We start from the raw sequence: 25,087 nt of genomic DNA, 5'->3' as shown, positions 1-25,087 counted from the left end.
ACCCTCCCCATTAGCAGTATGACCTGCTGGGATGTGGTGGGGGTGGTGTCCAACATGGACGCAGCCGCCTGTTGATCATGTGTTTGTGAAGACAACAAGATCGAAGGCGGCTGCTGCTGCCAGGATAGAGGCCGCCCGGACGGCCTCGACGGCGGGTGAGTTGCTGGAGCGTCTGCGGTCGTGTTTCGTGCGTACGCAGACCTGGCAGCACGCGGGCCGGTACGTATCGGCGGTGGTCAGCGAGATCCCGAAGCGGAACGGGTGGACGATCGCGCAGCAGGTCGGGGACCGCACGCCGGATCGTACCCAGAGGCTGCTGAACCGGGCGGTGTGGGACGGGCAGGCGGCGGCCAGTCAGGTGCGCCGGTTCGTCGTGGCCGGCCTGGACACCGTATCCGGACGCCGTGCTCGGCGGGGGTTGCGGATCGCCGCGCTGGACGAGACCGGCCAGCAGAAGGCCGGCACGGCGACGTGTGGGGTGAAACGGCAGTACATGGGCTGTGCCGGCCGGCTCGCGAACGGGATCAACACGGTGCACCTGGCCTACGTGCGCGAAGGTGTCGGGCACGCGTTGATCGGCGCCCGGCAATGGATCCCGGCCGAACACCTCACCGACCCGGACACCCGGGCGGGGATGGGCATCGCGGACGGGCTGGTGTTCCGGACCAAAGGGCAGTTGGCCATCGACATCTGCACCGACGCCTACGCCGACGGCGTCACCTTCGATTTCGTCTGCGGTGACGAGGTCTACGGCAACTGCACCCCACTACGGGAGTTCCTCGAAGAGCGGCAACAGGCCTACGTGCTGCGCGTCGCCTCGAACTTCATGCTCACCTTGAACCCGGAAACCCGGATGACCTGCGCGAAGGCCGTCGCTTTGCTCGCCAGGGACACACACCGGTGGCAGGTCCGCTCGGCCGGCGCCGGCGCGAAGGGAAAACGCTGGTACGCGTGGGCGTGGATCGCGACCGTCTCACCCCGGCACTACCTACTGGTCCGCCGTCACCTCACCAGCGGTGACCTGGCCTTCCACTACTGCTACGTGCCACCAGGCCAACCGTTGACCCTGGCCAGGCTCGTGCGAGCCGCCGGGCTGCGCTGGCCGGTCGAGGAAACCTTCGAGTTCGGCAAGGACTCCTTCGGCCTCGATCAATGCCAAGCCCGGCTCCACACCGCGATCATCCGGCACACCGTGCTGGTCATGACCGCCCTGGCCATCTGCGCGGTCGCCGCCGCCCGCCTCAAGACCAGAACCGACACCCAAGCCCCGCCACCGCACACGCCCGACCAGAGACCACCGGCCGAGCCCGGCATGATCCCACTGACCATCCCCGAGACCGCACGACTACTCGCCACCATCTGGCACCAGCCGAAACCCGCCGACCACGACACCCACTGGCGCAACTGGCGACGCCGCCACCAAGCCCGAGCACGCTGGTTCCACCAACGCACCCGACTCAACCGAGAGTATTCCCTGGCCAGCTAGCAAATGGCGGCTGCCGTACTAGCCCCGAGGCCGCACGAGATCGCGGACCCTGCCGGCCGACACCCACGATGTGAGCCCGCTGGGCCAGCGTGACCGGCTGCTCGCCCGCAGCAACCTGGTGCGTGACCGTGTTGGTGCAGCCGGGAAACGCGCACTGATTCCCGGAAAGGGCGAACAGCCGGTTCGTGACCGGGTCTGGGATGTCCTTGCGCCTGCTAGATGCCACGAGCCGGAGGCTACACGCGACCACCGACAAAATTGGCTCGCTGCGTGCGCGGCCCCCGTGAGCATACGGGCGAACCAAAATTCCCATGAGCAGGAACAAATATACCAAAGCATCAAAAAAGTTATATAGCTTATAAAGCCGAAAAATTGGTCCGATACAACCTGTAGGCGCCCGACCTCCAAGAACCCCCGCCATAACCAATAATCCAAGCCTTGCTATGCATGAGTCATGAACGTAACCTTATAACCACTAGGGCAAGGTTTATCAATTATGGGGGCAGGATGATCCACATCAAGCTCGGACCTGCACGGCCGGCGGCGACCGACGACCCAATGGGCAGAGACTTCGTCGGCTGGAGCCCCGACCAAACCCCCGAGCAGTTGTTCGCACGCAACCGTGGGCGCTGGCTGCTCGGCGCTCGCGCCGGCGTTGAGCGGTACGTCGCGTTCTCCTCCACGGTCACCAAACAGGTGGTCCTCGTGGTGGCGAAGACCGGCATGGAAGACGTCGGCGGCGGCAAGTGGGCCATCGTCGGCGACATTCTCGGCCCCGGTAACTCAGTCCATGATCAGCTAGTTGGCCAGCCCATCCTCGACGCCTACCGCAACCCAGTTACCTACATCGACCACCCGGCTGAACTTGCCCGTCGCTGCGCCTGCGGTTGCGGCGAAGAGGTAACCGGCACCCGAATGTTCCAATCGGGCCACGACCAGCGCGCCGTCTACAAACGGATTACCGCTCGATGGGGTGGCGTGGCCGGCTTCCTGGCGTGGTTCGACCAGGAGTATGGCTCAGTAGATGCCACCCCAGAGAATGACCTACACCCCGACGGTCGGCCAGTACAGCAGGACGAGCCATAGCCGAGTCGCATGCCATGGGGCGATGCTGCCGCGTCGCCCCATGGTCAAGCCAGGCGCTGATCCATCACCAGGCTACGGCAGAGGGAATGTCGCCTCGACGCACAGTCGCCGACCGATCACGCTGCGATTTTGCAGATCTACGTGGTGCCCCCGGAAAGAGATAGACCTGCGCTTCATCACGCCGTTCTCAGCGTCTCTAGCTGCGAAGATATGATTCCTGACCTCGTGGTTCGGGCTGGGAAACTGGCGCAGGTTGGTCCTTTGACGCTCCCTGAACGGCCTCCGCCGGCGGTGACGGCGGTTCGTGGCCCAGGTTAGACAACCGGGGCTACAGCGACACGAGCAACTACGTCAGCATGCAGTCGGGGAGGTCCGTCGGCCTCGGCCCGATATGCGTACGGTTGACGGCGCTGCCGGCCTAGCACGTCAGAGTCATTCCGCCTGCTTGATCATCTCTATCAAGGCCACGGTATGGTCGAGGCCGTACTCAGAAACCATCTTCAATATCTTGGCTAGCGACTTGCGTGCCTCGTCTTCGTCCTCAAGCCGCTCGCTAACCTCGGCTAGCGAGCCGCTCACGTCCGGGGTGCCGCCGGCATCCTGGATGGTGTAGACGTCCCCGTCCTTGTGCACCGTGAGATCACCCAAGCGTTCCGCTAGGCGCCGAGTTGCTCGGTCCAGGTTCGCGTTCTGGCGTTGTTGCCACTCGTCATCGTCAGGGGGCGCCGAAGGTCCCATTAGTACCTCCAAGCAACGTAGGACTCTGACTGCCAAGGCGTGCAAGGCTGCCTTGACATTCTTCAGCACTGCGGCCAGCCAATGGGCTAAAACCGGCTAATCGCCAGTCTTGGGCTTTGGGCGTCCCGTTGAGCGATCCGCCTTCCTCAACGCCGCTAGTGCCAATCCCGACCAAGGAGTACCGGCCGCCGAGGTGACGGGGCCTGGTCCAACTCGCGTGACCTCGGTGACCCGCCGTCGCAGGCCAGGACCAGCGGGCCTGGCGCCGGGAAGTCCATAGCCTGGAATGTGGGGTGGTTCGGTTGTGCCGCGACCCATTGAAAGGCTTGCTCGATCAACCTGCGGTTCAAATCGGCCGCCAGCGTCTCGGCCTCGGTCCCGGTCACGGTCCGCTGGGCGGGGCCGTTCGCGCCAGGCGGGCCTAGCACCAGTAGTGACCGAGGCGTAAGCGGCAATCCGACCTCGATCGCCTGCAATGCGCCTGGCCTCGTCGGGTAAACGTGCAGCAGGTCCAAGTTGCGACGCCGATTGCGGCTTGGCTTCCTCGACTCCTTCTGACGCCGCTTCTGGTTCTTGAAGCAATTGGGGCGGTGTCTCACGTGGCTCTGGTCGCCGGCCGTCACATAGATGACGGGCTCGTCGGCCGTTATGAACAACGGCTGATCGATGGTGATCAGCATGGTGGGCCTTCTGAAGAAGACCTCGCTAAGCTTGAATACCGACTTGGTCATGTGGTTCAGGTGCTCGTTCGGCTCAGGCACCACGCGGACTTGGTTGATTCCCCGCACGTGTTGGTGCTCGGTCCGGATGATGTAGTCACCGATCAGCTCGATCTCACGACGTCTCTTGGGCGTACGCAAGAACTGGAACGCAAGGTAGAGCGCGAGCCGCATCGACTCGTTCGCCGGCAGCGGGCCGGGACGGTGGAACGGGCTCAGGATTCGGTCGAATATCTCCTTCGCCCCGCCCTCCACGACCGCCAGGATCTCCTCCAAACGCCCGTCGCGCTGACCATCCAGGTTGATGAACGTATAGAAGTCGCGGATCGCGAGGTCGCTGATGTTGCGCGGGCCGCCCTGCCCCCTAGCCCGGTCGCGCACCATGATCTTGCCCTTGGTCGCGAACCGTTCCAGGTAGGAGCGCGGGACGGTGTGATGGCGGCTGCCGACCTTCTGCCTCGGGGACGTTGTCGCCCACCAGGCGTTCACCTCGTCGCGAAGCTCGGGATCCGAATCCCACGCGAGATCCGCCCACGACGTCTCTAAGTCGTCCAACCAGTCTGGAGCAACCATCCGTCATCTCTCCGGCCGAAGGTGGCCACCGCGATCGTCCGCGTCACGGACCGTCGACCATGTTCCCCCTGCACGCCGAGAGTGACAAACCAGTATTCGCTGCCTGGTGGTGGTAGGTGGCCAACAGCCTGGGTGGGAGTGAGGTACGGCGGTCGGTCGGCGCCATCGGTGCCTCACTTACAGGGTGGATGCCGATGCCTTCGGACGAGCATCGACGAAGCGAGGTGTGACCGTGTACCCGGACTGTGCCTCGTACACGGCGCAGGTCCCGCGCACGAGACGTTTGCGGTCTTCGGACAGTTCGTCGTCGGTGAAGCCGACGCACACGTAGTAGGCGCTGCTGATCCGCTCGCTGATCATGTACTGGGGTAGCTGAGCCTCGGCGCCCTGCCGCAGCTTCCGGCTCGACATCAGCTTCAGCTCGATCAACGCCCGGCGGCGCCACCCGGCGGAGAACTTGAAGTCGACCGGCCCGCGGCCGACGTTGGCTTCGCGGCTGATATCAACGTTAGAGCGTTCGCACAACAGCACCCAGAGCTGCCCGGCAACCGCTTGGACAACCTTCTCCTTGCGGTGCCGGGTCAACTCGTCGTTCCAGAACACCCGCCACAGGTCGCTGTGCTCCACCGCGTGTGCGAATCGGTCGATCAGCGCGCCGAGCCAGGCATGGAAGTCAGCCTCGCTCGGCTGCCCGACCGGGTCGGATCGCTCGGCTTCGCGCTGCCCGGCCGCGCGGCCGGCCTCGTACCAGCGCACGAACAGGTCCGGGTCCGCCGCCACGTCGTACGGGCGGGCATCAGCCTGTTCGGCCACCTCATCGACATACTCGAACGCCATACCCGGACGGCGTTGCGCGAGGTCACGGCCCCGTTCAGCCTGCTCCCGGCGACTCAGGTCGGTCGCAAGGTCGTAGTTCAGATCATCACGCAGTTCGGCGTTGTGATTCGTCTCGGCCCACCCGTAGAAGCCGTCGGCGGTGATCCGAAGCGGAATGTCCTGCAAGAACCGATCTGGAGTCAGCAGCACCGCACCCTTGGTAACCGGGCTACGCGGCAGACGCAGCCGGGCGTCGGACCAACGAGCAGCGGTCTGATTCCATGAGGCGTTACGGACGGTCACCTGCTCAACGGTGATGCCGTGGCGCTGGCACACCTGTTCGGTGTAGGCGATGAACCGAGACTTCAGGATGTTGCAGAAGATGTCGCTGATCCGGTCCACGCCCAACCCAGGCACGAACAACCCGAACATTTCGACGTACGCCACCCGGCGCTCCACTACCCGGGTGATCGCCTCCAGCGCCCCCGCCATCTGCTCGGCATAGTGCAGATCCGTGCCGGAGCCGTTCGGCGAGCCCATCGCCACGCCCAGCGCGAACTCCTTCGGCTCGGGGAACGTGAGCAACCGGACGGCCTTGTCCCAGTGCCGGCCTCGGCGCCCAGCGTCCGCACGTACCAGGTCTCGGCACGTCGAGAAGAACCGCACCACAAGATCGTGGGCATCGGAGAACAGCGGCGACTGATCCTCGAACACCAGGAACGGGTCAACGTACAAAGGGGTGTCTTCGGTCAGAACTGGATCAAACCAGTCATCCTCCGCGCCGGGCATGATGCCGGCGTGAGCCGTGAACCGCATGAAGCTCCTGTCGTCACCGACAGTGTGCCCCAACGTCACCACGCCGCTCGATCACACGCCCGGCGCGCCAAAATCCTTCACCACGCTGCCTCGTCAGCAAGGCAGCGGCCCCGGAGCACAGAGCCCGGGGCCACGACAAGACGCTTTACGGCAACATGAACGTCGCCTCTACGTGCAGTAGGCGACCGACCACGCTGCGATTTTGCAGATCTACGTGGTGCCCCCGGCAGGATTCGAACCTGCGCTCCCGCCTCCGGAGGGCGGTGCTCTATCCCCTGAGCTACGGGGGCTCAGCGACCCAGGAAGAGTAGCAGGCATGGCCGCCGGGACACGAATCGGTATGCCCCGGGTCGGTGCACCCGCCGTACCTGCCGAAACCCGCTACCCGACGCTCACCGGCCGCAGCTCGGGAGTGGGTGCAGCACGATCCGGCGGGGGAGCCGGCGGGGCCACTCGGCCCGGGTCCAGGAGCCGTCGACCACGACGTGGACGGCGTTCCCCTCCGCGCCGCTCAGCCGGAGCAGGAAGTCGCGGGGGAGGGCCGGGTCGACGTTCGGGGTGGCGATGACGAACCGCACGCGACCGCGTACGGAGACCGCGGAGAGGACGTCGGCGGCGGGGACCACCCCGTGCAGCCGGGTGCGGCCGATCCAGCAGAGCTCGGCGCGGTGCTCCTCGGCGGCGCGGACGATCGCCGGGTACTCCCGCTCGACCCAGAGGGCCACCGCGTCGACGCAGAGCCCGCAGGCCCGCTCGGTCGGCTGGCGGGGGCCGAGGCCCCAGGCCCTCAGGTAGCCGCCGACCTCGGTGGTGTCGACGGGCAGGTCGTACCGGCGGTGGACGAGGTTGGCGACGCTCTGCCGGGTCCAGAGTTCGTCCTCCAGGCCGAGCTCGTCGGGGTAGCAGCCGCGCAGCGTGTCGATCAGGTCCAGCTCCTGGTCTCGGCTGAGCGTCCCCGCCTCGCCGGACCGCTGCCCGCGCCGGACGGCCGCGACCGCGCCGTCCCCGCCGATGGTGTGCCGACGGCACCAGCTGGTGACCGAGCGACGTCCGTCCCGGAGAGCAACCGTCATGTCTAGGACAACGACGGCAGATCCCGACTGGTCACGTTATGTATGGAGAAACCTCGCCAAAGCGGGCAAGTATCCTAAGCCGGACCTAACGGCTGCGGATGGAGATCGCACACCTCGAACGGATCCGGCGGCCGTCCCATCGGTGGGAACGGCCGCCGGAGCGGTGGTCGTGCGTGAACAGGAAGGCGGCGCTCAGCCGGCGCCGATCCTGCTCTGCAGGCTCTGGATCAGCTCGATCTCCTTCTTCTGCCCGGCGACCATGGACCGGGCCAGCGCGGTCACCTGCTCGTCGTCGGAGAGCTCGAGGATGCCGTCGGCCATGTGGATCCCGCCGAGATGGTGGTCGAGCATCAGCCGCAGGAAGAGCAGGTCGAAGTCGCGCCCGGTGGCGGCGCGCAGCTCGGCCCGCTCGTCGTCGGAGGCCATCCCGGGCATCAGCCCGTCCTGCACCGCCTCGGCGCCCTCCGGCATCCAGGCCATCCGGGGATCCCGGCCGGTCGGGCCGAGATCCCACTGTTTCAGCCAGCTCTGCATGGTGCCGATCTGGGCCTGCTGGGTGAGGGCGATGTCCGCTGCCAGGGTCCGCACGTCCGGGTCGGTGCCCTTTTCGTGCGCCAGGATCGACATCTCGACCGCCTGGGCGTGGTGCGACGACATGTCCCGGGCGAAGCCGGCCTCGGGGGAGCTGTCACCGGGGCGCAGCAGCCCGGGGGCGAGCAGGCCGGCGGCGAAGCCGAGCAGCAGCCCCAGCAGGATCGCGAGGGACAGCGGGGCCGGGCCCGCGCTCCACGTGCGGCTGCTGCGGCCGGCGACGACCCCGTTCTCCTCCGGGGCGGTGGCGGCCGCCACCGCCCCCGGTCCGCTGGTCATCCCGATCAACCGCCCGCCGGAGGCATCGGCTGGTCGCCCGGCACGTTGTCCCGTGGGGTCGTGCCGGTGGCGGTGATGCCGCCGGAGCAGGCGGCGCCGGGCTCCATGGAGGCGTTCTGCCGCAGCGCGGTGATGAACTCGTCGATCCGGCCGTCGTCGGCGCTGTCGAGCTTGAGCTGGTAGCCCCAGGCCTGCAGCGAGATCGGGCGGTCGAGGCCCTCCACCGGGCTCATCAGCATGAACTCGTTGCCCCGGACCTTGCCGGCCAACTGCTCCACCTGCTCGGCCGGCAGGTCGGACCGGTAGGTGACCCAGACGGCGCCGTGCTCCAGGCTGTGCACCGCGTGCTCGTTGGCGATCGGGGCGTCGTAGACGTCACCCATGCAGTTCTGCCAGGCGTTGTTGTGCGAGCTGCCGACCGGCGGGTTGATCGCGTAGGTCAGCGGGCCGGCCTCGTGGGACTGCTTGCCCGGCATCGGGTTCACCGCCGACGGGTCGCTCTCCCGGTAGTTGGTGATCCCGTCGATCGCGGCGGCCTTGTCCTCCCAGCTCCTGCCGTTCTGGATCACCGCGTACGCGCCGTACCCGATGATGCCGGCGGCGATCACGCCGACCGCGACGAAGAGGCCGATGGAGCCCCACGACCGGCCCTGGCTGACCCTGACCGGGGTGACCGGGCGGCGCTGCTGCGGCTTCTTACCACCCCCGGCCCCACCCGTGCGGCCGGCCGGCACCCGGGCGCCCGCGCCTGCGGACTTGGCCCCGGCTCCCTTCCCGCCCTCGGCGGGCTTGCCGCCGGCCGGCGGCTTCTTGCCGGTACTGACCACGGACGGACGGCGCTGTTCGCCGCCCGAGGTGCTGATGCTCATGGTCCCTCGTCATGTCGGTCGGTCAGGGCATGGCGGGCCACACACGCGCAGGGTCGCCACCGAGTGACCGAGTCTACCCCCGGTAGCATGGTTCGGTGACTCCCGCCAATCTCGCCGAGGCCGTCCTCGCCGCCACGCACGCCGTCTTCGACCGGCGTGGACTCGACCGCACGATCCTGCCCGAGTCCGTGACGCTGGAGCGACCCCGGAACCCCGAGCACGGCGACTACGCCTCCACCGTCGCCCTCCAGCTGAGCAAACGGGTCGGCATGCCGCCCCGGGACCTGGCCGCCGCCCTCGCCGAGGAGCTGGCCCGGACCCCGGGCGTCAAATCGGTCGAGATCGCCGGTCCCGGCTTCCTCAACATCCGGCTCGACGCGGCCGCCGCCGGGCAACTCGCCCGCGAGGTGGTCCGGGCCGGTCAGGCGTACGGGCGGAGCGACCGGCTCACCGGCCAACGGGTGAACCTGGAGTTCGTCTCGGCCAACCCGACCGGCCCGATCCACCTCGGGCACACCCGGTGGGCGGCGGTCGGCGACTCGCTGCGCCGGATCCTCGCCGCGGCCGGCGCCGAGGTGACCAGCGAGCACTACGTCAACGACGCGGGTGCCCAGGTCGACCGCTTCGGCCGCTCCCTGCTCGCCGCCGCCAGGGGTGAGCCGACCCCCGAGGACGGCTACGCCGGCGAGTACGTCGCGGAGATCGCCGAGCGGATCGTCGCCGGGCACCCCGGCCTGCTCGACCTGCCGGAGGGCGAGGCGCTGCCGGTCTTCCGGGACCGGGGCTACCGGCTGATGCTCGACGAGATGCGGACCAGCCTGGAGCGCTTCGGCGTGCACTTCGACGTCTGGTTCTCCGAGCGCACCCTGCACACCAGCGGCGCCATCGAGCACGCGCTCGCCCGGCTGCGCGAGCAGGGCCACGTCTACGACGCCGACGGCGCCATCTGGCTGCGCACCACCGACTTCGACGACGACAAGGACCGGGTGCTGATCCGCAGCAACGGCGAGCTGACCTACTTCGCCGCCGACTCGGCGTACTACATCGACAAGCGGGAGCGGGGCTTCGACCGCTGCGTCTACCTGCTCGGCGCCGACCACCACGGCTACGTCAACCGGCTCCGGGCGATCGCCGCCTGCGCCGGGGACGATCCCGACTCCAACATCGAGATCCTGATCGGCCAGCTCGTCAACCTGGTCCGCGACGGCGCACCGGTCCGGCTCTCCAAGCGGGCCGGCAACATCATCACGCTGGACGAGATCGTCGACGCGGTCGGCGTGGACGCGGCCCGCTACTCGCTGGCCCGCTCCTCGACCGACTCGCCGCTGACCCTGGACATCGACGTCATCACCAGGAACTCCAACGACAACCCGGTCTTCTACGTCCAGTACGCGCACGCCCGGATCGCCTCGCTGCTGCGCAACGCCGCCGACTCGGGGATCGACCGGGGCGACGACTTCGACCCGGGGCTGCTCGGCCACGAGAAGGAGAACGACCTGCTCAAGACGCTCGGCGAGTTTCCGGTGGTGGTGGCCACCGCCGCCGAGCTGCGCGAGCCGCACCGGGTCGCCCGCTACCTGGAGGAGCTGGCCGGCACCTACCACCGGTTCTACGACGCCTGCCAGGTGCTGCCGCGCGCGGACCGGCCGGTGCCGCCGCCGCTGACCCAGGCCCGGCTCTGGCTGGTGGAGGCGTCCCGGACCGTCCTGGCCAACGGCCTGGACCTGCTCGGCGTCTCCGCGCCGGAGCAGATGTGACCCGGCTCCGGCTCTCCGGACAGCGACGGGGAAGACGCGCGTAGCGAAGGGAAGAGACGACAGACATGCGCGCTCACGAAGCGGGGGCACTCCACGGCGACCTCGGGGTACGGGGTCCGGCCTGGCTGCGTACCCCGGAGGACGTCAACGCCCTGGTGCCGCACCTCTGGCCGCGCAACGTGGCGCGCGGCGCCGACGGCGCGCTCGAGGTCGCGGGCCTCGGCGTGCGCGAGCTGGCGGCCGAGTTCGGCACCCCGGCCTACGTCCTCGACTCCGACGACCTGCGCAGCCGCTGCCGGGACTTCCGGGCCGCCTTTCCGGACGAGGACGTCTACTACGCCGGCAAGGCGTTCCTCTGCCGGGCCGTGGTGCGGGTCGTCGCCGAGGAGGGGCTGCACCTGGACGTCTGCTCCGGCGGGGAGCTGGCGGTGGCGCTGGCCGCCGGGATGCCGCCGGACCGGATCGGTTTCCACGGCAACAACAAGTCCCCGGCGGAGCTGGCCCGCGCCGTCGACGCCGGGGTGGGGCGGATCGTCGTCGACTCGTTCCAGGAGATCGACCGGCTGACCGCGCTGGCCCGGGAGCGCGGCGTCCGGCCCGGGGTGCTGGTCCGGGTCACCGTCGGCGTCGAGGCGCACACCCACGAGTTCATCGCCACCGCGCACGAGGACCAGAAGTTCGGCTTCTCGCTGGCCGGCGGCGCGGCGGCGGCCGCCGCGTTCCGGATCCTCGACGAGGACGTGTTGGAGCTGCGCGGGCTGCACTCGCACATCGGCTCGCAGATCTTCGACACCAGCGGCTTCGAGGTCTCCGCCCGGCGCATCCTCGCCCTCCAGGCGCAGATCCGGGACGCCCGCGGGGTCGAGCTGCCGGAGCTGGACCTCGGCGGCGGCTTCGGCATCGCGTACACCACCCAGGACGATCCGTCGCCACCGCACGACCTGGCGAAGCGGCTCCACAAGATCGTGGACGGGGAGTGCGAGGGGCTGCGGCTGGCCGTGCCCCGGCTCTCGATCGAGCCGGGGCGGGCGATCGTCGGCCCGGCCGTCTTCACCCTCTACGAGGTCGGCACGGTCAAGGACGTCGACGGGATCCGGACGTACGTCAGCGTGGACGGCGGGATGAGCGACAACATCCGGACCGCGCTCTACGGCGCCTCCTACTCCGCGACGGTCGCCTCCCGCCGGTCGACCGCCGAGCCGATCCTCGCCCGGGTGGTGGGAAAGCATTGCGAGGCCGGGGATGTGGTGGTGAAGGATGAATTCCTGCCCGCCGACGTGCAGCCCGGAGATCTTCTCGCCGTTCCCGGCACGGGCGCCTATTGCCGGAGCATGGCCAGCAACTACAACCATGTTCCCCGCCCCCCGGTGGTGGCGGTCCGGGACGGCCGCGCGCGGCTGATCGTCCGGCGGGAGACCGAAGACGATCTGCTGGCATTGGATGTGGATTGACCTTGACGAAGCCTGTCCGTCTCGCCCTGCTCGGTTGCGGCACCGTCGGCGCGGAGGTGGTGCGCCTGCTGCACGAGCAGGCCGCCGACCTGACCGCGCGGGTGGGCGCGCCGCTGCACCTCGCCGGGATCGCCGTACGCCGGCCCGGCCGGGACCGGAGTGAGCTGCCGGTCGACCCCGCCCTCTTCACCACCGACGCCCTCGGCCTGGTCAAGCGGGACGACATCGACCTGGTGATCGAGGTCGTCGGCGGCATCGAGCCGGCCCGGAGCTGGCTGGTCGAGGCGCTGCGGGCCGGCAAGAGCGTGGTGACCGCCAACAAGGCGCTGCTGGCCGAGGATGGCGGCGCGCTGCACGACGCGGCCGCCGAGGGCGGGGCCGACCTCTACTACGAGGCGGCGGTGGCCGGGGCCATCCCGCTGCTCCGCTCGCTGCGCGAGTCGCTGCACGGCGACACGATCACCCGGGTCACCGGGATCGTCAACGGCACCACCAACTTCATCCTCTCCGCGATGGACGCCACCGGTGCCGGCTTCACCGAGGCGCTCGACGAGGCGACCGAGCTGGGATACGCCGAGGCGGACCCGACCGCCGACGTGGAGGGCTTCGACGCCGCCGCGAAGGCGGCCATCCTGGCCTCGCTGGCCTTCCACACCCGGGTCACCGCCGCGCACGTGCACCGGGAGGGGATCACCGAGGTCACCGCCGCCGACGTGGCCAGCGCCAAGGCGATGGGCTGCACCATCAAGCTGCTCTGCATCGCCTCCCGGGGGCCGGACTCGACCGGCGCCGACTCGGTCAGCGTCCGGGTGCATCCGGCGATGATCCCGGTCGGGCACCCGCTGGCCAGCGTCGGCGACGCCTTCAACGCGGTCTTCGTCGAGGCCGCCGCCGCCGGTGAACTGATGTTCTACGGGCGCGGGGCGGGCGGCGCGCCGACCGCGAGCGCGGTGCTCGGCGACATCGTCGCGGCGGCCCGGAACAACCTCGCCGGGGTACGCGCACCCAGCGAGTCCGTCTACGCGGCGCTGCCGATCCGGCCGATGGGCGAGGCGATCACCCGCTACCACATCAGCCTCGACGTGGCCGACCGGCCGGGCGTGCTGGCCGCGGTCGCCGGGGTCTTCGCCCGGCACGACGTGTCGATCGCGACCGTGCGGCAGGCCCCGGCCCCGGGCGGCCCGGCCGACGGTGCTGCCGGCGCGGTGGGCCGGGGCGACGACGCCGTCCTGGTGATCGTGACGCACGCGGCACCGGACGCCGCGCTCGCCGCCACCGTCGACGAGCTGCGCCGGCTGGAGATCGTCCGGTCGATCGCCAGCGTGCTCCGGGTGGAGGGCGGCGGCCGGTAACGATCCGGGGGTCCGCCGTCTCGTCAGGTGGTTACCGGCTGGTGCCGGTGCGGGGGATCGGCGACGCTGGGTCACCGTGGAGAGCAGAGTTGTTCGCCGCCGGTGACGGGCCGGGTGGGCGCGAGGCGAGGAGAGCGAGATGTGGCGGGGCTTGATCGAGGCGTACCGGGAGCGGCTGCCGGTCAGCGACGCCACGCCGGTTATCACCCTCCACGAGGGGAACACCCCGCTGCTGCCCGCCCCGGTGCTCTCGGCCCGGCTCGGCTGTGACGTCTACCTGAAGGTGGAGGGGGCCAACCCGACCGGCTCGTTCAAGGACCGTGGCATGACGCTGGCGGTCTCCCGGGCGGTCGAGGCCGGCAACAAGGCGATCATCTGCGCCTCCACCGGCAACACCAGCGCCTCGGCGGCGGCGTACGCGGCCCGGGCCGGGCTCACCTGCGCGGTGCTGGTGCCGCAGGGCAAGATCGCGCTGGGCAAGCTGGCCCAGGCGCTGGTGCACGGCGCCCGGCTGCTCCAGATCAACGGCAACTTCGACGACTGCCTGGCGCTCGCCGCCAAGCTGGCCCTGGACTACCCGGTGGCGCTTGTCAACTCGGTGAACATCGACCGGCTGCACGGGCAGAAGACCGCCGCGTTCGAGGTCGTCGCCGCGCTCGGCGACGCCCCCGACATCCACTGCCTGCCGGTCGGCAACGCCGGCAACATCACCGCGTACTGGATGGGCTACTCGGAGGAGACCGAGGCCGGCAACGCCACCCGCCGGCCGAAGATGTACGGCTTCCAGGCCTCCGGCGCCGCCCCGATCGTCACCGGCGAGGCGGTCCGGGAGCCCTCCACCATCGCCACCGCGATCCGGATCGGCAACCCGGCGAGCTGGGCCAAGGCGGTGGACGCCCGGGACGCCTCCGGCGGGCTGATCGCGGCGGTGACCGACCGGGAGATCCTGTCCGCATACCGGTTGCTCGCCCGGGAGGTCGGCGTCTTCGTCGAGTTGGCCAGTGCGGCCAGCGTCGCCGGGCTGCTGCAGCAGGCCGCCGAGGGCAGGGTGCCGAGCGGCTCCACCGTGGTCTGCACCGTCACCGGGCATGGGCTCAAGGACCCGGAGTGGGCGATCTCCACCGCACCCTCGCCGATGACCATCCGCAACGACGTGCCGACGGCGGCCCGCGCGCTCGACCTGGCCTGACCGCCGGTCGTGAATCCGGGCGGTACGGCGAGCTGAGAAGGTGCTGAGCAGGGGTTGCCGACCTGCTGAGTCGTCACGCAGGCTGGCCGAGCGCCCCGGGGCCGGGGTCGCGTTCCGGGTCAGGCAGACTCTCCCTGCCGCGTCGAGTCGGAACTCGCGCGAAGAGCAGTCTCGCGCCATCTCGATCATTCAGGAGTGAGCCGCCGATGTCGTTCCTCGCCAGACTCAGTCTCGCCAACCGAGGGCTCGTCGCGCTCATCGCGATCGTGATCACAGGCTTCGGCGTCTACGCCGTGCCGTCGCTGAAGCAGCAGCTCCTGCCGTCGCTGGAGTTTCCGGCGGCCTTCATCGTCGCGCCCTACCCCGGTGCCGGACCGGAGGTGGTGGAGCAGCAGGTCGCCGAGCCGATCGAGAACAGCATCCAGGGCATCGCCGGGCTGACCACGGTCACCTCCACCTCGCAGGAGGGCAGCGCCACCCTGCAGGTCGAGTACGAGTTCGGCACCGACCTGGACGACGCGGTCAACAAGATGCAGACCGCGCTGAACCGGACCCCGCTTCCGGAGGGCGTCGAGCCGCAGGTGATCGCCGGCAGCACCGACGACCTGCCGGCGGTGGTGCTGGCGGCGGCCGGCAACGGCGACGAGCGCGTCCTCGCCGACCGGCTCGCCCAGACCGTCGTACCGGAGTTGGAGTCGATCGACGGCGTCCGGGCCGTCGAGGTGACCGGTGCCCGCGACGAACAGGTGGTGATCACCCCGGATCCGGCCAGGCTGGCCGGGGCGGGCGTCACGCCGGCCGCGATCGGCGAGGCGCTGCGGGCCAACGGCGTGACCATTCCGGCCGGGGCGCTGGCCGAGGGTGACCAGACCCGGACGGTCCAGGTCGGTGGCCGGATCACCTCGGTCGACGACCTCGCCGGCATCTACCTGCCGGCGCGCTCCGGCGGTCAGCCCGTCCGGCTCGGCGACGTGGCAACGGTCGAGCAGCAGCTCGCCGCCCCGACCTCGTTCACCCGCACCGACGGTGCGGAGAGCCTCGGTGTCATGATCACCGCCAGCCCGGACGGCAACGCGGTACGGATCTCGCACGACATCCGGGACCGGCTCGCCGAGCTCTCCACCGCCTCCGGCACCACCCTCACCGTCGTCTTCGACCAGGCGCCCTTCGTCGAGAAGTCGATCGAGAGCCTGACCACCGAGGGCCTGCTCGGCCTGGTCATGGCCGTCCTGGTGATCCTGGTCTTCCTGCTCTCGATCCGTTCCACCCTGGTCACCGCGGTCTCCATCCCGCTCTCGGTGGTGGTGGCGCTGATCTCGCTCTGGGTCGCCGACTACTCGCTCAACCTGCTCACCCTCGGCGCTCTCACCATCGCGGTCGGCCGGGTGGTCGACGACTCCATCGTGGTGCTGGAGAACATCAAACGGCATCTCGGCTACGGAGAGGAGAAGCGCACCGCCATCCTCGGCGCCGTGCGCGAGGTGGCCGGCGCGGTCGTCGCCTCCACCCTCACCACCGTCGCCGTCTTCACCCCGATCGTCCTGGTCGGCGGCTTCGTCGGGCAGCTCTTCGCGCCGTTCGCGGTCACCGTCACGGTGGCGCTGCTCGCCTCGCTGCTGGTCTCGCTGACCGTCATCCCGGTGCTCGCCTACTGGTTCCTCCGGCCGGCGGGCGGCGGCGCCACCGAGGAGGAGGTCCGGCGGGCCGCAGAGGAGAAGGAGCTGCGCAGCCCGCTGCAGCGCGGGTACCTGCCGGTGATCCGGTTCGCCACCCGGCGGCGCTGGCTCACCGTCGCCCTCGGCCTGGTGGTGCTGCTCGGCACGTTCGTCCTCTCCACCCGGCTGGAGACGAACTTCCTGGACGACTCCGGCCAGGACACCCTGAACATCAGCCAGGAGCTGCCGGTCGGCAGCAGCCTGGCCGCCACCGACGCGGCCGCCAGGAAGGTCGAGGGGGTGCTCTCCCGCGCCGACGGGGTGCGGTCGTACCAGGTGACGGTCGGCGGTGGCGGCGGCAACCCGTTCGGCGGGGGAGGCGGCGCCAACGAGGCGAGCTTCTCGGTCGCCCTGGACGAGGAGGCCGACGCCGAGCGGGTCGAGGAGGCACTCCGGGCCGAGTTCGGCCGGCTGGCCGGGGTCGGTGAGCTCAGCTTCGGCGGTGGCGGTGGACCGGGCGGCGGCGCCGTCGACGAGATCCAGGTGATCGTCCGCGCCGCCGACACCGGCGTACTGACCCGGGCGAGCGAGCAGGTACGCGAGGCGATGGCGGAGGTGCCGGACGTCACCGACGTGCGGAGCAGCCTCGCCGAGAGCGCCCCCCGGATCGACGTCACGGTGGACCGGGCCGCCGCCGCCCGGCTCGGGCTCTCCGAGGCGGCCGTCGGGCAGCTCGTCGCGCAGCAGTTCCGGGGCAGCCCGCTCGGGCAGGTGGCGCTGGACGGGCGGCAGCAGGACGTGGTGCTGCGTACCGGGCAGCCGCCGGCCGGCATCGAGGCGCTCCGGGCGATGCCGGTGGGGCCGCCCGGACCGGGTGGTGCGGTCACGCTCGACGACATCGCCGACGTCACCGAGATGCAGGGACCGGTCGCGGTGACCCGGATCGACGGCGAGCGCAGCGTGACGATCAGCGGTACGGCGGCCGGCTCCAACCTGGGCGCCACCACCACCGCGCTGCGGGAACGGCTGGACGGGATCGACGTGCCGGGTGCGAGCTTCGAGATCGGCGGCGTCAGCGCCGAGCAGCAGGAGGCCTTCGCCGACCTGGGGCTGGCGGTGCTGGCCGCGATCGCGATCGTCTTCGTGATCATGGTCGCCACCTTCGGCAGCCTGGTGCAGCCGCTGATCCTGCTCGTCTCCGTGCCGTTCGCGGCGACCGGCGCGATCGGTCTGCTGCTGGCCACGGGAACCCCGCTGGGGGTGCCGGCGCTGATCGGTGTGCTGATGCTCGTCGGCATCGTGGTGACCAACGCGATCGTCCTGATGGACCTGATCAACCAGTACCGGGCCCGGGGGATGGGTGTGGTCGAGGCGGTGATCGAGGGCGGCCGGCGCCGGCTGCGGCCGATCCTGATGACCGCGATCGCGACCATCTGCGCCCTGCTGCCGATGGCGCTCGGGCTGACCGGCGAGGGCGGGTTCATCTCGCAGCCGCTGGCGATCGTGGTGATCGGCGGCCTGATCAGCTCGACGTTGCTCACCCTGGTGCTGGTGCCGACCCTCTACACGATGGTGGAGCGGGCCAGGGAGCGGCTCCGGGGCGGCTCCGGTGCGGACCGGGACGGTGCGGACGGGGCCGTCGCCGCGGGCGTACCGGCCGGCGGGCCGGTGCCGGTCGGCGGTACCGTGGCCCGTCCGGCCGGCGGCTCGCCGGGGCCGGTGCCCGCCCACCCCGCCCCGTCGGGGGCGCTGATCGACGGGACCGACCAGTTCGAGGTGCTCCGCCTGCCGAAGAGCCGGAGGTCGCCCCTGCCGCCGACGGAGGACTGACCCGGCCGGGGAAAGCGCGTCGACGCCGAGCCGACCGGCGGTCGGCCGGGTCGCCGGTCGCCGCTGGTCGGCGTCGATCGCCCGTCCGGCGGCGGCCGGGTAGGGTTCCGGTACGTGTCGCCCGTCGTTTCAGTCCTTACCCGCAACCGGGACTTCCGCCGCCTCTTCACCGCCGAACTCGTCGTCTTCGGAGCCGACTGGTTCATCATGGTGCCGCTGCTGGTGCTCCTTCCCGAGCTGACCGGCAGCGGGGTGTGGGGAGCGCTGGTGCTCGCCGCCGACAACGGCATCCTGGCGCTGCTGCTGCCGTACGCCGGAACGGTCGCGGACCGGCTGGACCGCAAGCGGATCCTGATCGCGTCCAACCTGGTCGCGGTCACCGCGATCGTGCTGCTGCTCGGCGTGCGCTCGCCCGGCACCGCCTGGCTGGCGCTGGTGGCGGTCGGCACGGTGGCGGTGGCCAAGGCGTTCTACTCGCCCGCCGCGCAGGCCGCACTGCCGAACATCGTCGACCCGGAGGATCTCGCCGCCGCGAACGCGGTCGCCGGTTCGGCGTGGGGCACGATGAGCATCGTCGGCGCCTCGCTCGGCGGTGTGCTGACCGCCGCGATCGGGCCGTACGCCTGCTTCTGGGTGGCCCTGGTCGGCCTGGCGCTGGCCGCGGGCCTGACCTGGCTGATCCGCCGCCCCCTGCAGCAGCCGCGCGACCACGATCTGCCGGCGCCGCGCCCGTGGGCGGCGCTCGGCGAGGCGGTGCACTACATCGGGCGCCGCCCCCGGGTACTGGCACTGGTCACCGTGAAGAGCGCGGTCGGGCTCGGCAACGGCGTGCTGACCGTCTTCCCGCTGCTGGCCGCGGTCTACGGGGTCGGCGCGATCGGCACCGGCCTGCTCTTCGCGGTACGCGGCGCCGGCGCGCTGGTCGGCCCGCTGCTGATGCGCCGGGTGCTGAAGCACCGCTCCTGGCTCCTCACCGGGCTGGCCCTGTCGATGTCGCTGTACGGGCTGGGCTACCTCGGTGTGTCGGTGACCCGGTGGTTCCCGCTGGTGCTGGTCCTGGTCTTCGTCGCGCACCTGGCGGGGGGCAGCAACTGGGTGATGTCCAACTACGCGTTGCAGGCCGAGGTGCCGGACCGGCTGCGCGGCCGGGTCTTCGCCACCGACATGATGCTGGCGACCGTGGCCATCGCGCTGAGCCAGCTCGTGGTGGCCGGCGTGGTGGACCACGTCGACCAGCGGGTGGTGCTGGCCGGATGCGGCCTGACCACCCTGGTGTACGCGATCGGCTGGTGGGTGGCGACCCGCCGGCTCGACCCCTCGGACGACGAGAACCCGGAGCCGGTCGCCCGCCCGGTCAACCAGCCCGGCTGACCCCGACCGGGCTGCGTCGGTCCGCCAGGGTTGGGCGGGCTGCGTCGGTCCGCCCGGGTTGGGTGGGCTCGGGTTGGGTGGGCTCGGGTCGGGCGGGCTCGGGTCGGGTTGGACAGGCTGCCGTCGGCGCCGACTCGGCACTGGTGTGCATTGCCCGGCCGGCGGGAGGGTATCCGGAGGCCATCGACACGATTCCGGAGTCGCGGGGCTCCCGAGGGTCCAGCCGTGCCGCCCGGTGGCGCGGCGGTCGCCTGCTGCATCCACGCGGACTCTCCTTCACCGGCCAGGCCGAGGTCTGGGGCCCGCTCGCCGGTCCGCTGGCCGGTGGCGCCGGCCGGTACACCGGAACGGTGCGGCTCTCCCGCGGCATCCCGACCCCGGAGGGCTGGCCCGACGTGCTGGGCTTCGCCCTCCGGCTGCACGGTGCCGACGGCCCGGTCGACCTGCTGCTCTCCAGTACCGGGCGGCTGCCGGTGCTCCGGCACCTGCCCCTGCCGCGCTGTGACTTCGCCGGGCCGTACGGCAGCCTGCTGGCGTACCGGTTCGGTGGCCGGCGGGTCTATCTGCTGGCCCGCGCCGGTCGTCCGCTCGGCTGCTCGCTGGACGGGGTGGCCGAGCTCGCCGCCCGGCACGAGGCCCGGATCGACCTGCTCGCGGCCGGCGCCGGCGGCCCGTGGCGACCCTTCGGCCGGATCACCTTCGGCAGCCGGCTCCCCGCCGAGGTCGACGCCGCGCTGGCCTTCGATCCGAACGGCCGGGGCGGCTTCGACCTGCGACCGCGCGGTCTGCTCCAGCGGCTGCGGACGGTCGGTTATCCGTGGTCGCAGCGCGGCCGGGGCGCCGCCGAGGACCAGACGCGGCTGCCCTGAGCTCGGCACCGAACGCGTTAACCGGGGGCCCTTCTTCTACCGAAAGCGATAAGCGGGGGCCCTTCCTTGCACCCCGGGCTGGTGGATATCCTTGTGATATCATTTCGCTAGCAGGGGGATGTCATGGAACGAGCCGCCTTCCGGGTCTCCGGGTTCCTGTCGATCGCGGTCATGCTGGTGTTGGCCGCGGTCGGAGTCGCGACCGTCGTGCCGGTGCTCGACCAGCCGGAGGCCGACCTCCGGGTCACCGCGGTCGCCGTCGGCTATGCCCTGCTCGCCGCCGTGGTGGCGACCGGATTCACCGTGGTCAACCCGAACGAGGCGCAGGTGGTGCAGTTCTTCGGCCGTTACGTGGGGAGCATCCGGGCCGCCGGCCTGCACTGGACCTGGCCGTTCACCGTCCGGAAGAAGATCACGCTGCGGGTGCGCAACTTCGAGACCGCCCGGCTCAAGGTCTCCGACGCGGACGGCAATCCCGTGGAGATCGCCGCCGTCGTCGTGTGGCGGGTGGTCGACACGGCCAGGGCCGCCTTCGCGGTGGACGACCATGTCGAGTACGTCGCCGTGCAGTCCGAGGCGGCCGTCCGGCATCTCGCCACCAGCTACCCGTACGAGGCGCACGACTCGGGCCGGGCCAGCCTGCGGGACAGTGCGGTGGTCAGCGACGAGCTCACCTCCGAACTTCGCGAACGGGTCGAACTGGCCGGCGTGGAGGTGCTGGAGTCCCGCACGACGCACCTGGCGTACGCGCCGGAGATCGCCCAGGCGATGCTGGCCCGGCAGCAGGCGAACGCGATCGTGGCCGCCAGATACAAGATCGTCGAGGGTGCGGTGGGCATGGTCTCGAACGCGCTGGACCGGTTGAGTGAGGAGGAGGTGGTGGAGCTGGACGAGGAACGGAGGGCGCAGATGGTGTCGAACCTGCTGGTCGTACTCTGCGGTGACCGGGCCGCCCAGCCGGTGGTGAACGCCGGCACCCTCTACGGCTAGGACCCGCCCACGATGGCCGAACGCAAGAAGCTGCTGCTCCGGCTCGACCCGCAGGTCTACGACGCGATCGCGAAATGGGCCGGGGACGACCTCCGCAGCGTCAACGCGCAGATCGAGTACGCGCTGCGGCTGGCTCTGCGTTCGGCCGGCCGGGCCCCGAAGCCGGCCCGTGGCGGCTCGCCGGCCGTTCCCACCGCCGATACCGACGGGTCCGGCAAGGTCGCGGAGGAGCGGGGTACGAAGGAGCCGGACCCGGGGGCCTAGCATGAGCCGATGCGGCCGACCTTCGTTTCCGAGCCGGTCCGGGTCCGGGTGCCGGCGACCAGCGCCAACCTGGGCCCGGGCTTCGACGCGCTCGGTCTGGCACTGGCGCTCTACGACGACGTCAGCGCCTGGACGACTCCGACCGGTTGCCGGGTCGAGGTCACCGGGGAGGGTGCCGGGGAGCTTCCGGCGGGTGAGGACCACCTGGTCGTCCGGGCGATGCGGGCCGGTTTCGACGCGCTCGGCGCGCAGCCGCCCGGACTGGCCGTCGAGTGCGTCAACCGGATTCCGCAGGCACGCGGGCTGGGCTCCTCGTCGGCGGCGATCGTCGCCGGCATCCAACTGGCCCGGGCCCTGGTCGTGGACGGGACGCGGCGGCTCGACGACGCGGCGGCGCTGCGACTGGCGGCCGAGTTGGAGGGCCACCCGGACAACGTCGCGCCCTGCCTGCTCGGGGGCTTCACCATCGCCTGGACGGATCCGGCCGGTCCGGCGAGGGCGGTCCGGCTGCCGGTCGCGCCGCAGGTCAGGGCCACGGTCCTCGTGCCGGAGCAGCGGGGCCTGACCGCGACGGCCCGGGCCGCGCTGCCGGCGACGGTGCCGCACGCGGACGCCGCCCGCAACGCCGGCCGGGCCGCCCTGCTGGTGCACGCCCTGACGACCGATCCGGCGCTGCTCCTCGCGGCGACCGAGGACCGGTTGCACCAGGACTACCGGGCGGCCGGAATGCCGGCGACGGCGGCCCGACTTGCCGAGTTGCGTGCGGCTGGTGTGCCGGCTGTGGTCAGTGGGGCAGGACCCTCGATCCTGGCGTTGACCGGCGCCGACGAGGAATTCGACGCGGGAATGGGTTGGACCGCGCAAAGGTTACCGATAGACGTAGCCGGGGCCCGGGTCGATGGGGGTAGACTGGGACACGCCGAGCGGGACCCTGTTGCCGCAGGTCGGAAGAGTTGATTACGCTCTAGACCTAGCACAGCCGCGAAGCAATGCGACTCCTGCGGGTCGGTGCACCCCCGAAGCTCTCGGCGGTCAGCCCGTCTCACCCCTGCCTAGGTCTACGCCGCACCGCAGTTTCCACAGGTCGCCGCAGGCGGCGAGACCTGCCCACCGATGTTGGTGGGTCGGGAAACCAACCGGCTGCTGTGTTACAGACTCCCGCTACGCGTCACGCGAGGCGGGTGCACCGAGGCCGCCCGGCCAGCCAGCACTTCCGGCCACGGGCGGGCCCCGGCCTTACGAGGGAAGGAATCCATTGAGCGACACCACCGACGTGACGTCGGATGTTTCCAACGTCGCTGGCGAAGCCACCGCAGGCGCCACCCGCCGTCGGCGGACCGGCACCGGACTGTCGGCGATGCTGCTGCCGGAGTTGCAGAGCCTGGCCGCGTCGCTCGGCATCTCCGGTACGGCCCGGATGCGCAAGGGCGAGCTGATCGCCGCCATCTCGGAACGGCAGGCTGGTGCCACCAACACTGCGGGTGGAGGTGCGCCACGGCCCCGCGTCGAGGTGTCGGCGGCGTCCGCTCCGGCCCGCGAGGAGGTCCGGGCCGACGTGCGGGAGAGCGCCGACCGACCCGACGGTGAGCGTCGGGCCGCCGAGCAGGCGCCCGCTGGTGGGGAGGGCCGGACCCGGTCGTCCCGCCGGTCGTCCGGCCGAGCCGCCACCTCCGAGCCGGAGACCGACACGGCTCCGGCGGAGCGGGGCGAGCGGGCCGACCGGTCCGAGCGTGGCGAGCGGGCGGATCGCGGCGAACGCGGTGAGGGTGCCGAGCGGACCGACGGTGCCGAGCGCGGCGAACGCGCCGACCGCGGCGAGTCGCGCAACGGCCGGGACCGTAACGACCGCAACGAGCGGGGCGACCGCAACGAGCGGGGCGACCGTAACGACCGTAACGACCGTAACGACCGGGGCGAGCGCGGTGAGTCGCGCGGCGACCGCGGGCAGCGTTCGGCGGACCGGGACAACGACGGCGACGACGACGGTGAGGGCGGCGGCCGGCGCAGCCGGCGGAGCCGCTTCCGGGACCGGCGGCGTGGCCGTGGCGACCGGTCGGACAACGGCGAGGGCGGTGGCGGCCGGGAGCCGCAGGTCAACGAGGACGACGTGCTCGTCCCGGTGGCCGGCATCATCGACGTTCTCGACAACTACGCCTTCGTCCGGACCACCGGCTACCTCTCCGGCCCGAACGACGTCTACGTGTCGATGTCCCAGGTCAAGAAGTACGGCCTGCGTCGCGGTGACGCGGTCACCGGCGCGGTCCGGGCGGCCCGGGAGGGCGAGCAGCGGCGGGACAAGTACAACCCGCTCGTGCGGCTCGACACCATCAACGGGATGGACCCGGACGAGGCGAAGCGGCGTCCCGAGTTCTACAAGCTGACCCCGCTCTACCCGCAGGAGCGGCTCCGGTTGGAGACCGAGCCACACATCCTGACCACCCGGGTCATCGACCTGGTCACCCCGATCGGCAAGGGGCAGCGGGCGCTCATCATGTCGCCGCCCAAGGCCGGTAAGACCATGGTGTTGCAGGCGATCGCCAACGCGATCACCCACAACAACCCCGAGTGCCACCTGATGGTCGTGCTCGTCGACGAGCGGCCCGAAGAGGTCACCGACATGCAGCGCTCGGTCAAGGGCGAGGTTGTCGCGGCCACCTTCGACCGCCCGCCGCAGGACCACACCACGGTCGCGGAGCTCGCCATCGAGCGGGCCAAGCGCCTGGTCGAGCTCGGCCACGACGTGGTCGTACTGCTCGACTCGGTGACCCGGCTCGGCCGCTCGTACAACCTGGCGGCCCCGGCCAGCGGCCGGATCATGTCCGGCGGTATCGACTCCACCGCGCTCTACCCGCCGAAGCGGTTCCTCGGCGCGGCCCGGAACATCGAGAACGGCGGCTCGCTGACCATCCTCGCCACCGCCCTGGTGGAGACCGGCTCCGTGATGGACACGGTCATCTTCGAGGAGTTCAAGGGCACCGGCAACGCGGAGCTGAAGCTGGACCGGAAGATCGCCGACAAGCGGGTCTTCCCGGCCATCGACATCCACACCTCCGGCACCCGCAAGGAGGAGATCCTGCTGGCCCCGGAGGAACTGGCGATCACGCACAAGCTGCGCAAGGTGCTGCACTCGCTCGACTCGCAGGCCGCACTGGATCTGTTGCTGGACCGGCTCAAGCAGTCCCGGACCAACATCGAGTTCCTGATGCAGATCGCGAAGTCGACACCGGGCGAGTAGCTGCCCGGATCCCGACAGAGACAGTCGTGGGGCCCGGCCGGTTCCGGCCGGGCCCTCGGTGTCTTCCGGGTCGGCTCC

Annotated in this window: 19 protein-coding genes and 1 tRNA gene; 13 read left to right on the top strand and 7 right to left on the bottom strand. The window is 70.6% G+C overall.

All coding sequences use genetic code 11. The features are described from left to right. Positions 1-85 precede the first annotated feature (85 nt). Positions 86-1,486, top strand: coding sequence for an IS701 family transposase (locus tag ACN27G_RS24275; RefSeq protein ID WP_421495067.1), 1,401 nt, complete (start codon positions 86-88; stop codon positions 1,484-1,486). Positions 1,487-1,993: 507 nt separating this feature from the next. Further along, positions 1,994-2,572, top strand: coding sequence for a hypothetical protein (locus ACN27G_RS24270; protein WP_421495066.1), 579 nt, complete (start codon positions 1,994-1,996; stop codon positions 2,570-2,572). 432 nt (positions 2,573-3,004) lie between these two features. Here the strand turns inward: ACN27G_RS24270 and ACN27G_RS24265 are convergent, their stop codons facing one another. The 7 genes from ACN27G_RS24265 to ACN27G_RS24235 form a co-directional block, all read right to left on the bottom strand. After that, positions 3,005-3,205 (bottom strand): hypothetical protein, encoded by a 201-nt coding sequence (locus tag ACN27G_RS24265; protein ID WP_421495065.1) that lies wholly within the window; start codon positions 3,203-3,205, stop codon positions 3,005-3,007. A gap of 260 nt (positions 3,206-3,465) precedes the next feature. Beyond that, positions 3,466-4,602, bottom strand: a complete 1,137-nt coding sequence (locus tag ACN27G_RS24260) for a DUF4238 domain-containing protein (RefSeq protein WP_421495064.1) — start codon at positions 4,600-4,602, stop codon at positions 3,466-3,468. 177 nt (positions 4,603-4,779) lie between these two features. Then, positions 4,780-6,234, bottom strand: a complete 1,455-nt coding sequence (locus ACN27G_RS24255) for a hypothetical protein (RefSeq protein WP_421495063.1) — start codon at positions 6,232-6,234, stop codon at positions 4,780-4,782. Between the two features lie 215 nt (positions 6,235-6,449). Beyond that, positions 6,450-6,524: transfer RNA gene (locus tag ACN27G_RS24250), tRNA-Arg, on the bottom strand. Between the two features lie 102 nt (positions 6,525-6,626). After that, positions 6,627-7,307 (bottom strand): winged helix-turn-helix domain-containing protein, encoded by a 681-nt coding sequence (locus ACN27G_RS24245; protein ID WP_421495062.1) that lies wholly within the window; start codon positions 7,305-7,307, stop codon positions 6,627-6,629. Between the two features lie 192 nt (positions 7,308-7,499). Further along, the gene (locus ACN27G_RS24240) at positions 7,500-8,177 is read right to left on the bottom strand and encodes a DUF305 domain-containing protein (protein ID WP_421495061.1); all 678 of its coding nucleotides are present in this window, start codon (positions 8,175-8,177) and stop codon (positions 7,500-7,502) included. Positions 8,178-8,182: 5 nt separating this feature from the next. Continuing rightward, a complete protein-coding gene (locus tag ACN27G_RS24235; RefSeq protein WP_421495060.1) occupies positions 8,183-9,046 on the bottom strand; it encodes a DUF3105 domain-containing protein in 864 nt (287 codons plus the stop codon). A gap of 95 nt (positions 9,047-9,141) precedes the next feature. On the opposite strand from ACN27G_RS24235, the gene argS reads away from it, so the two are divergent. From argS to rho, 11 genes are all read left to right on the top strand, one after another. Then, complete coding sequence (argS, locus tag ACN27G_RS24230; protein WP_421495059.1) at positions 9,142-10,803, top strand: arginine--tRNA ligase; 1,662 nt, start codon at positions 9,142-9,144, stop codon at positions 10,801-10,803. A gap of 65 nt (positions 10,804-10,868) precedes the next feature. Further along, positions 10,869-12,254, top strand: a complete 1,386-nt coding sequence (lysA, locus tag ACN27G_RS24225) for a diaminopimelate decarboxylase (protein WP_421495058.1) — start codon at positions 10,869-10,871, stop codon at positions 12,252-12,254. A gap of 2 nt (positions 12,255-12,256) precedes the next feature. Continuing rightward, positions 12,257-13,606, top strand: a complete 1,350-nt coding sequence (locus tag ACN27G_RS24220) for a homoserine dehydrogenase (protein WP_421495057.1) — start codon at positions 12,257-12,259, stop codon at positions 13,604-13,606. Positions 13,607-13,745: 139 nt separating this feature from the next. Next, entirely contained in the window at positions 13,746-14,795 is a 1,050-nt protein-coding gene (gene thrC, locus ACN27G_RS24215; RefSeq protein ID WP_421495056.1) for a threonine synthase, read from the top strand. Between the two features lie 206 nt (positions 14,796-15,001). Then, positions 15,002-18,280 carry an efflux RND transporter permease subunit gene (locus ACN27G_RS24210; RefSeq protein ID WP_421495055.1) on the top strand — a complete coding sequence of 1,093 codons (3,279 nt, stop codon included), beginning with the start codon at positions 15,002-15,004 and terminating at the stop codon, positions 18,278-18,280. Between the two features lie 114 nt (positions 18,281-18,394). Beyond that, a complete protein-coding gene (locus ACN27G_RS24205; protein ID WP_421495054.1) occupies positions 18,395-19,651 on the top strand; it encodes an MFS transporter in 1,257 nt (418 codons plus the stop codon). A gap of 143 nt (positions 19,652-19,794) precedes the next feature. Continuing rightward, a complete protein-coding gene (locus tag ACN27G_RS24200; protein WP_421495053.1) occupies positions 19,795-20,520 on the top strand; it encodes a phosphodiesterase in 726 nt (241 codons plus the stop codon). 123 nt (positions 20,521-20,643) lie between these two features. Beyond that, positions 20,644-21,510, top strand: coding sequence for an SPFH domain-containing protein (locus tag ACN27G_RS24195; protein ID WP_421495052.1), 867 nt, complete (start codon positions 20,644-20,646; stop codon positions 21,508-21,510). A 12-nt stretch (positions 21,511-21,522) separates the two neighbouring features. After that, the gene (locus ACN27G_RS24190) at positions 21,523-21,774 is read left to right on the top strand and encodes a hypothetical protein (protein WP_421495051.1); all 252 of its coding nucleotides are present in this window, start codon (positions 21,523-21,525) and stop codon (positions 21,772-21,774) included. 9 nt (positions 21,775-21,783) lie between these two features. Further along, positions 21,784-22,731: a homoserine kinase gene (gene thrB, locus ACN27G_RS24185; RefSeq protein ID WP_421495050.1), complete on the top strand. Its 948-nt coding sequence runs from the start codon at positions 21,784-21,786 to the stop codon at positions 22,729-22,731. 298 nt (positions 22,732-23,029) lie between these two features. Continuing rightward, positions 23,030-25,009 carry a transcription termination factor Rho gene (rho, locus tag ACN27G_RS24180; protein WP_421495049.1) on the top strand — a complete coding sequence of 660 codons (1,980 nt, stop codon included), beginning with the start codon at positions 23,030-23,032 and terminating at the stop codon, positions 25,007-25,009. The last annotated feature ends 78 nt before the right edge of the window (positions 25,010-25,087 follow it).

Source organism: Plantactinospora sp. WMMB334, from assembly GCF_049179095.1.
Lineage (GTDB): Bacteria > Actinomycetota > Actinomycetes > Mycobacteriales > Micromonosporaceae > Plantactinospora.
The sequence above is the reverse complement of the archived record's forward strand: the minus strand, read 5'-3'. Positions and strand labels throughout refer to the sequence as shown.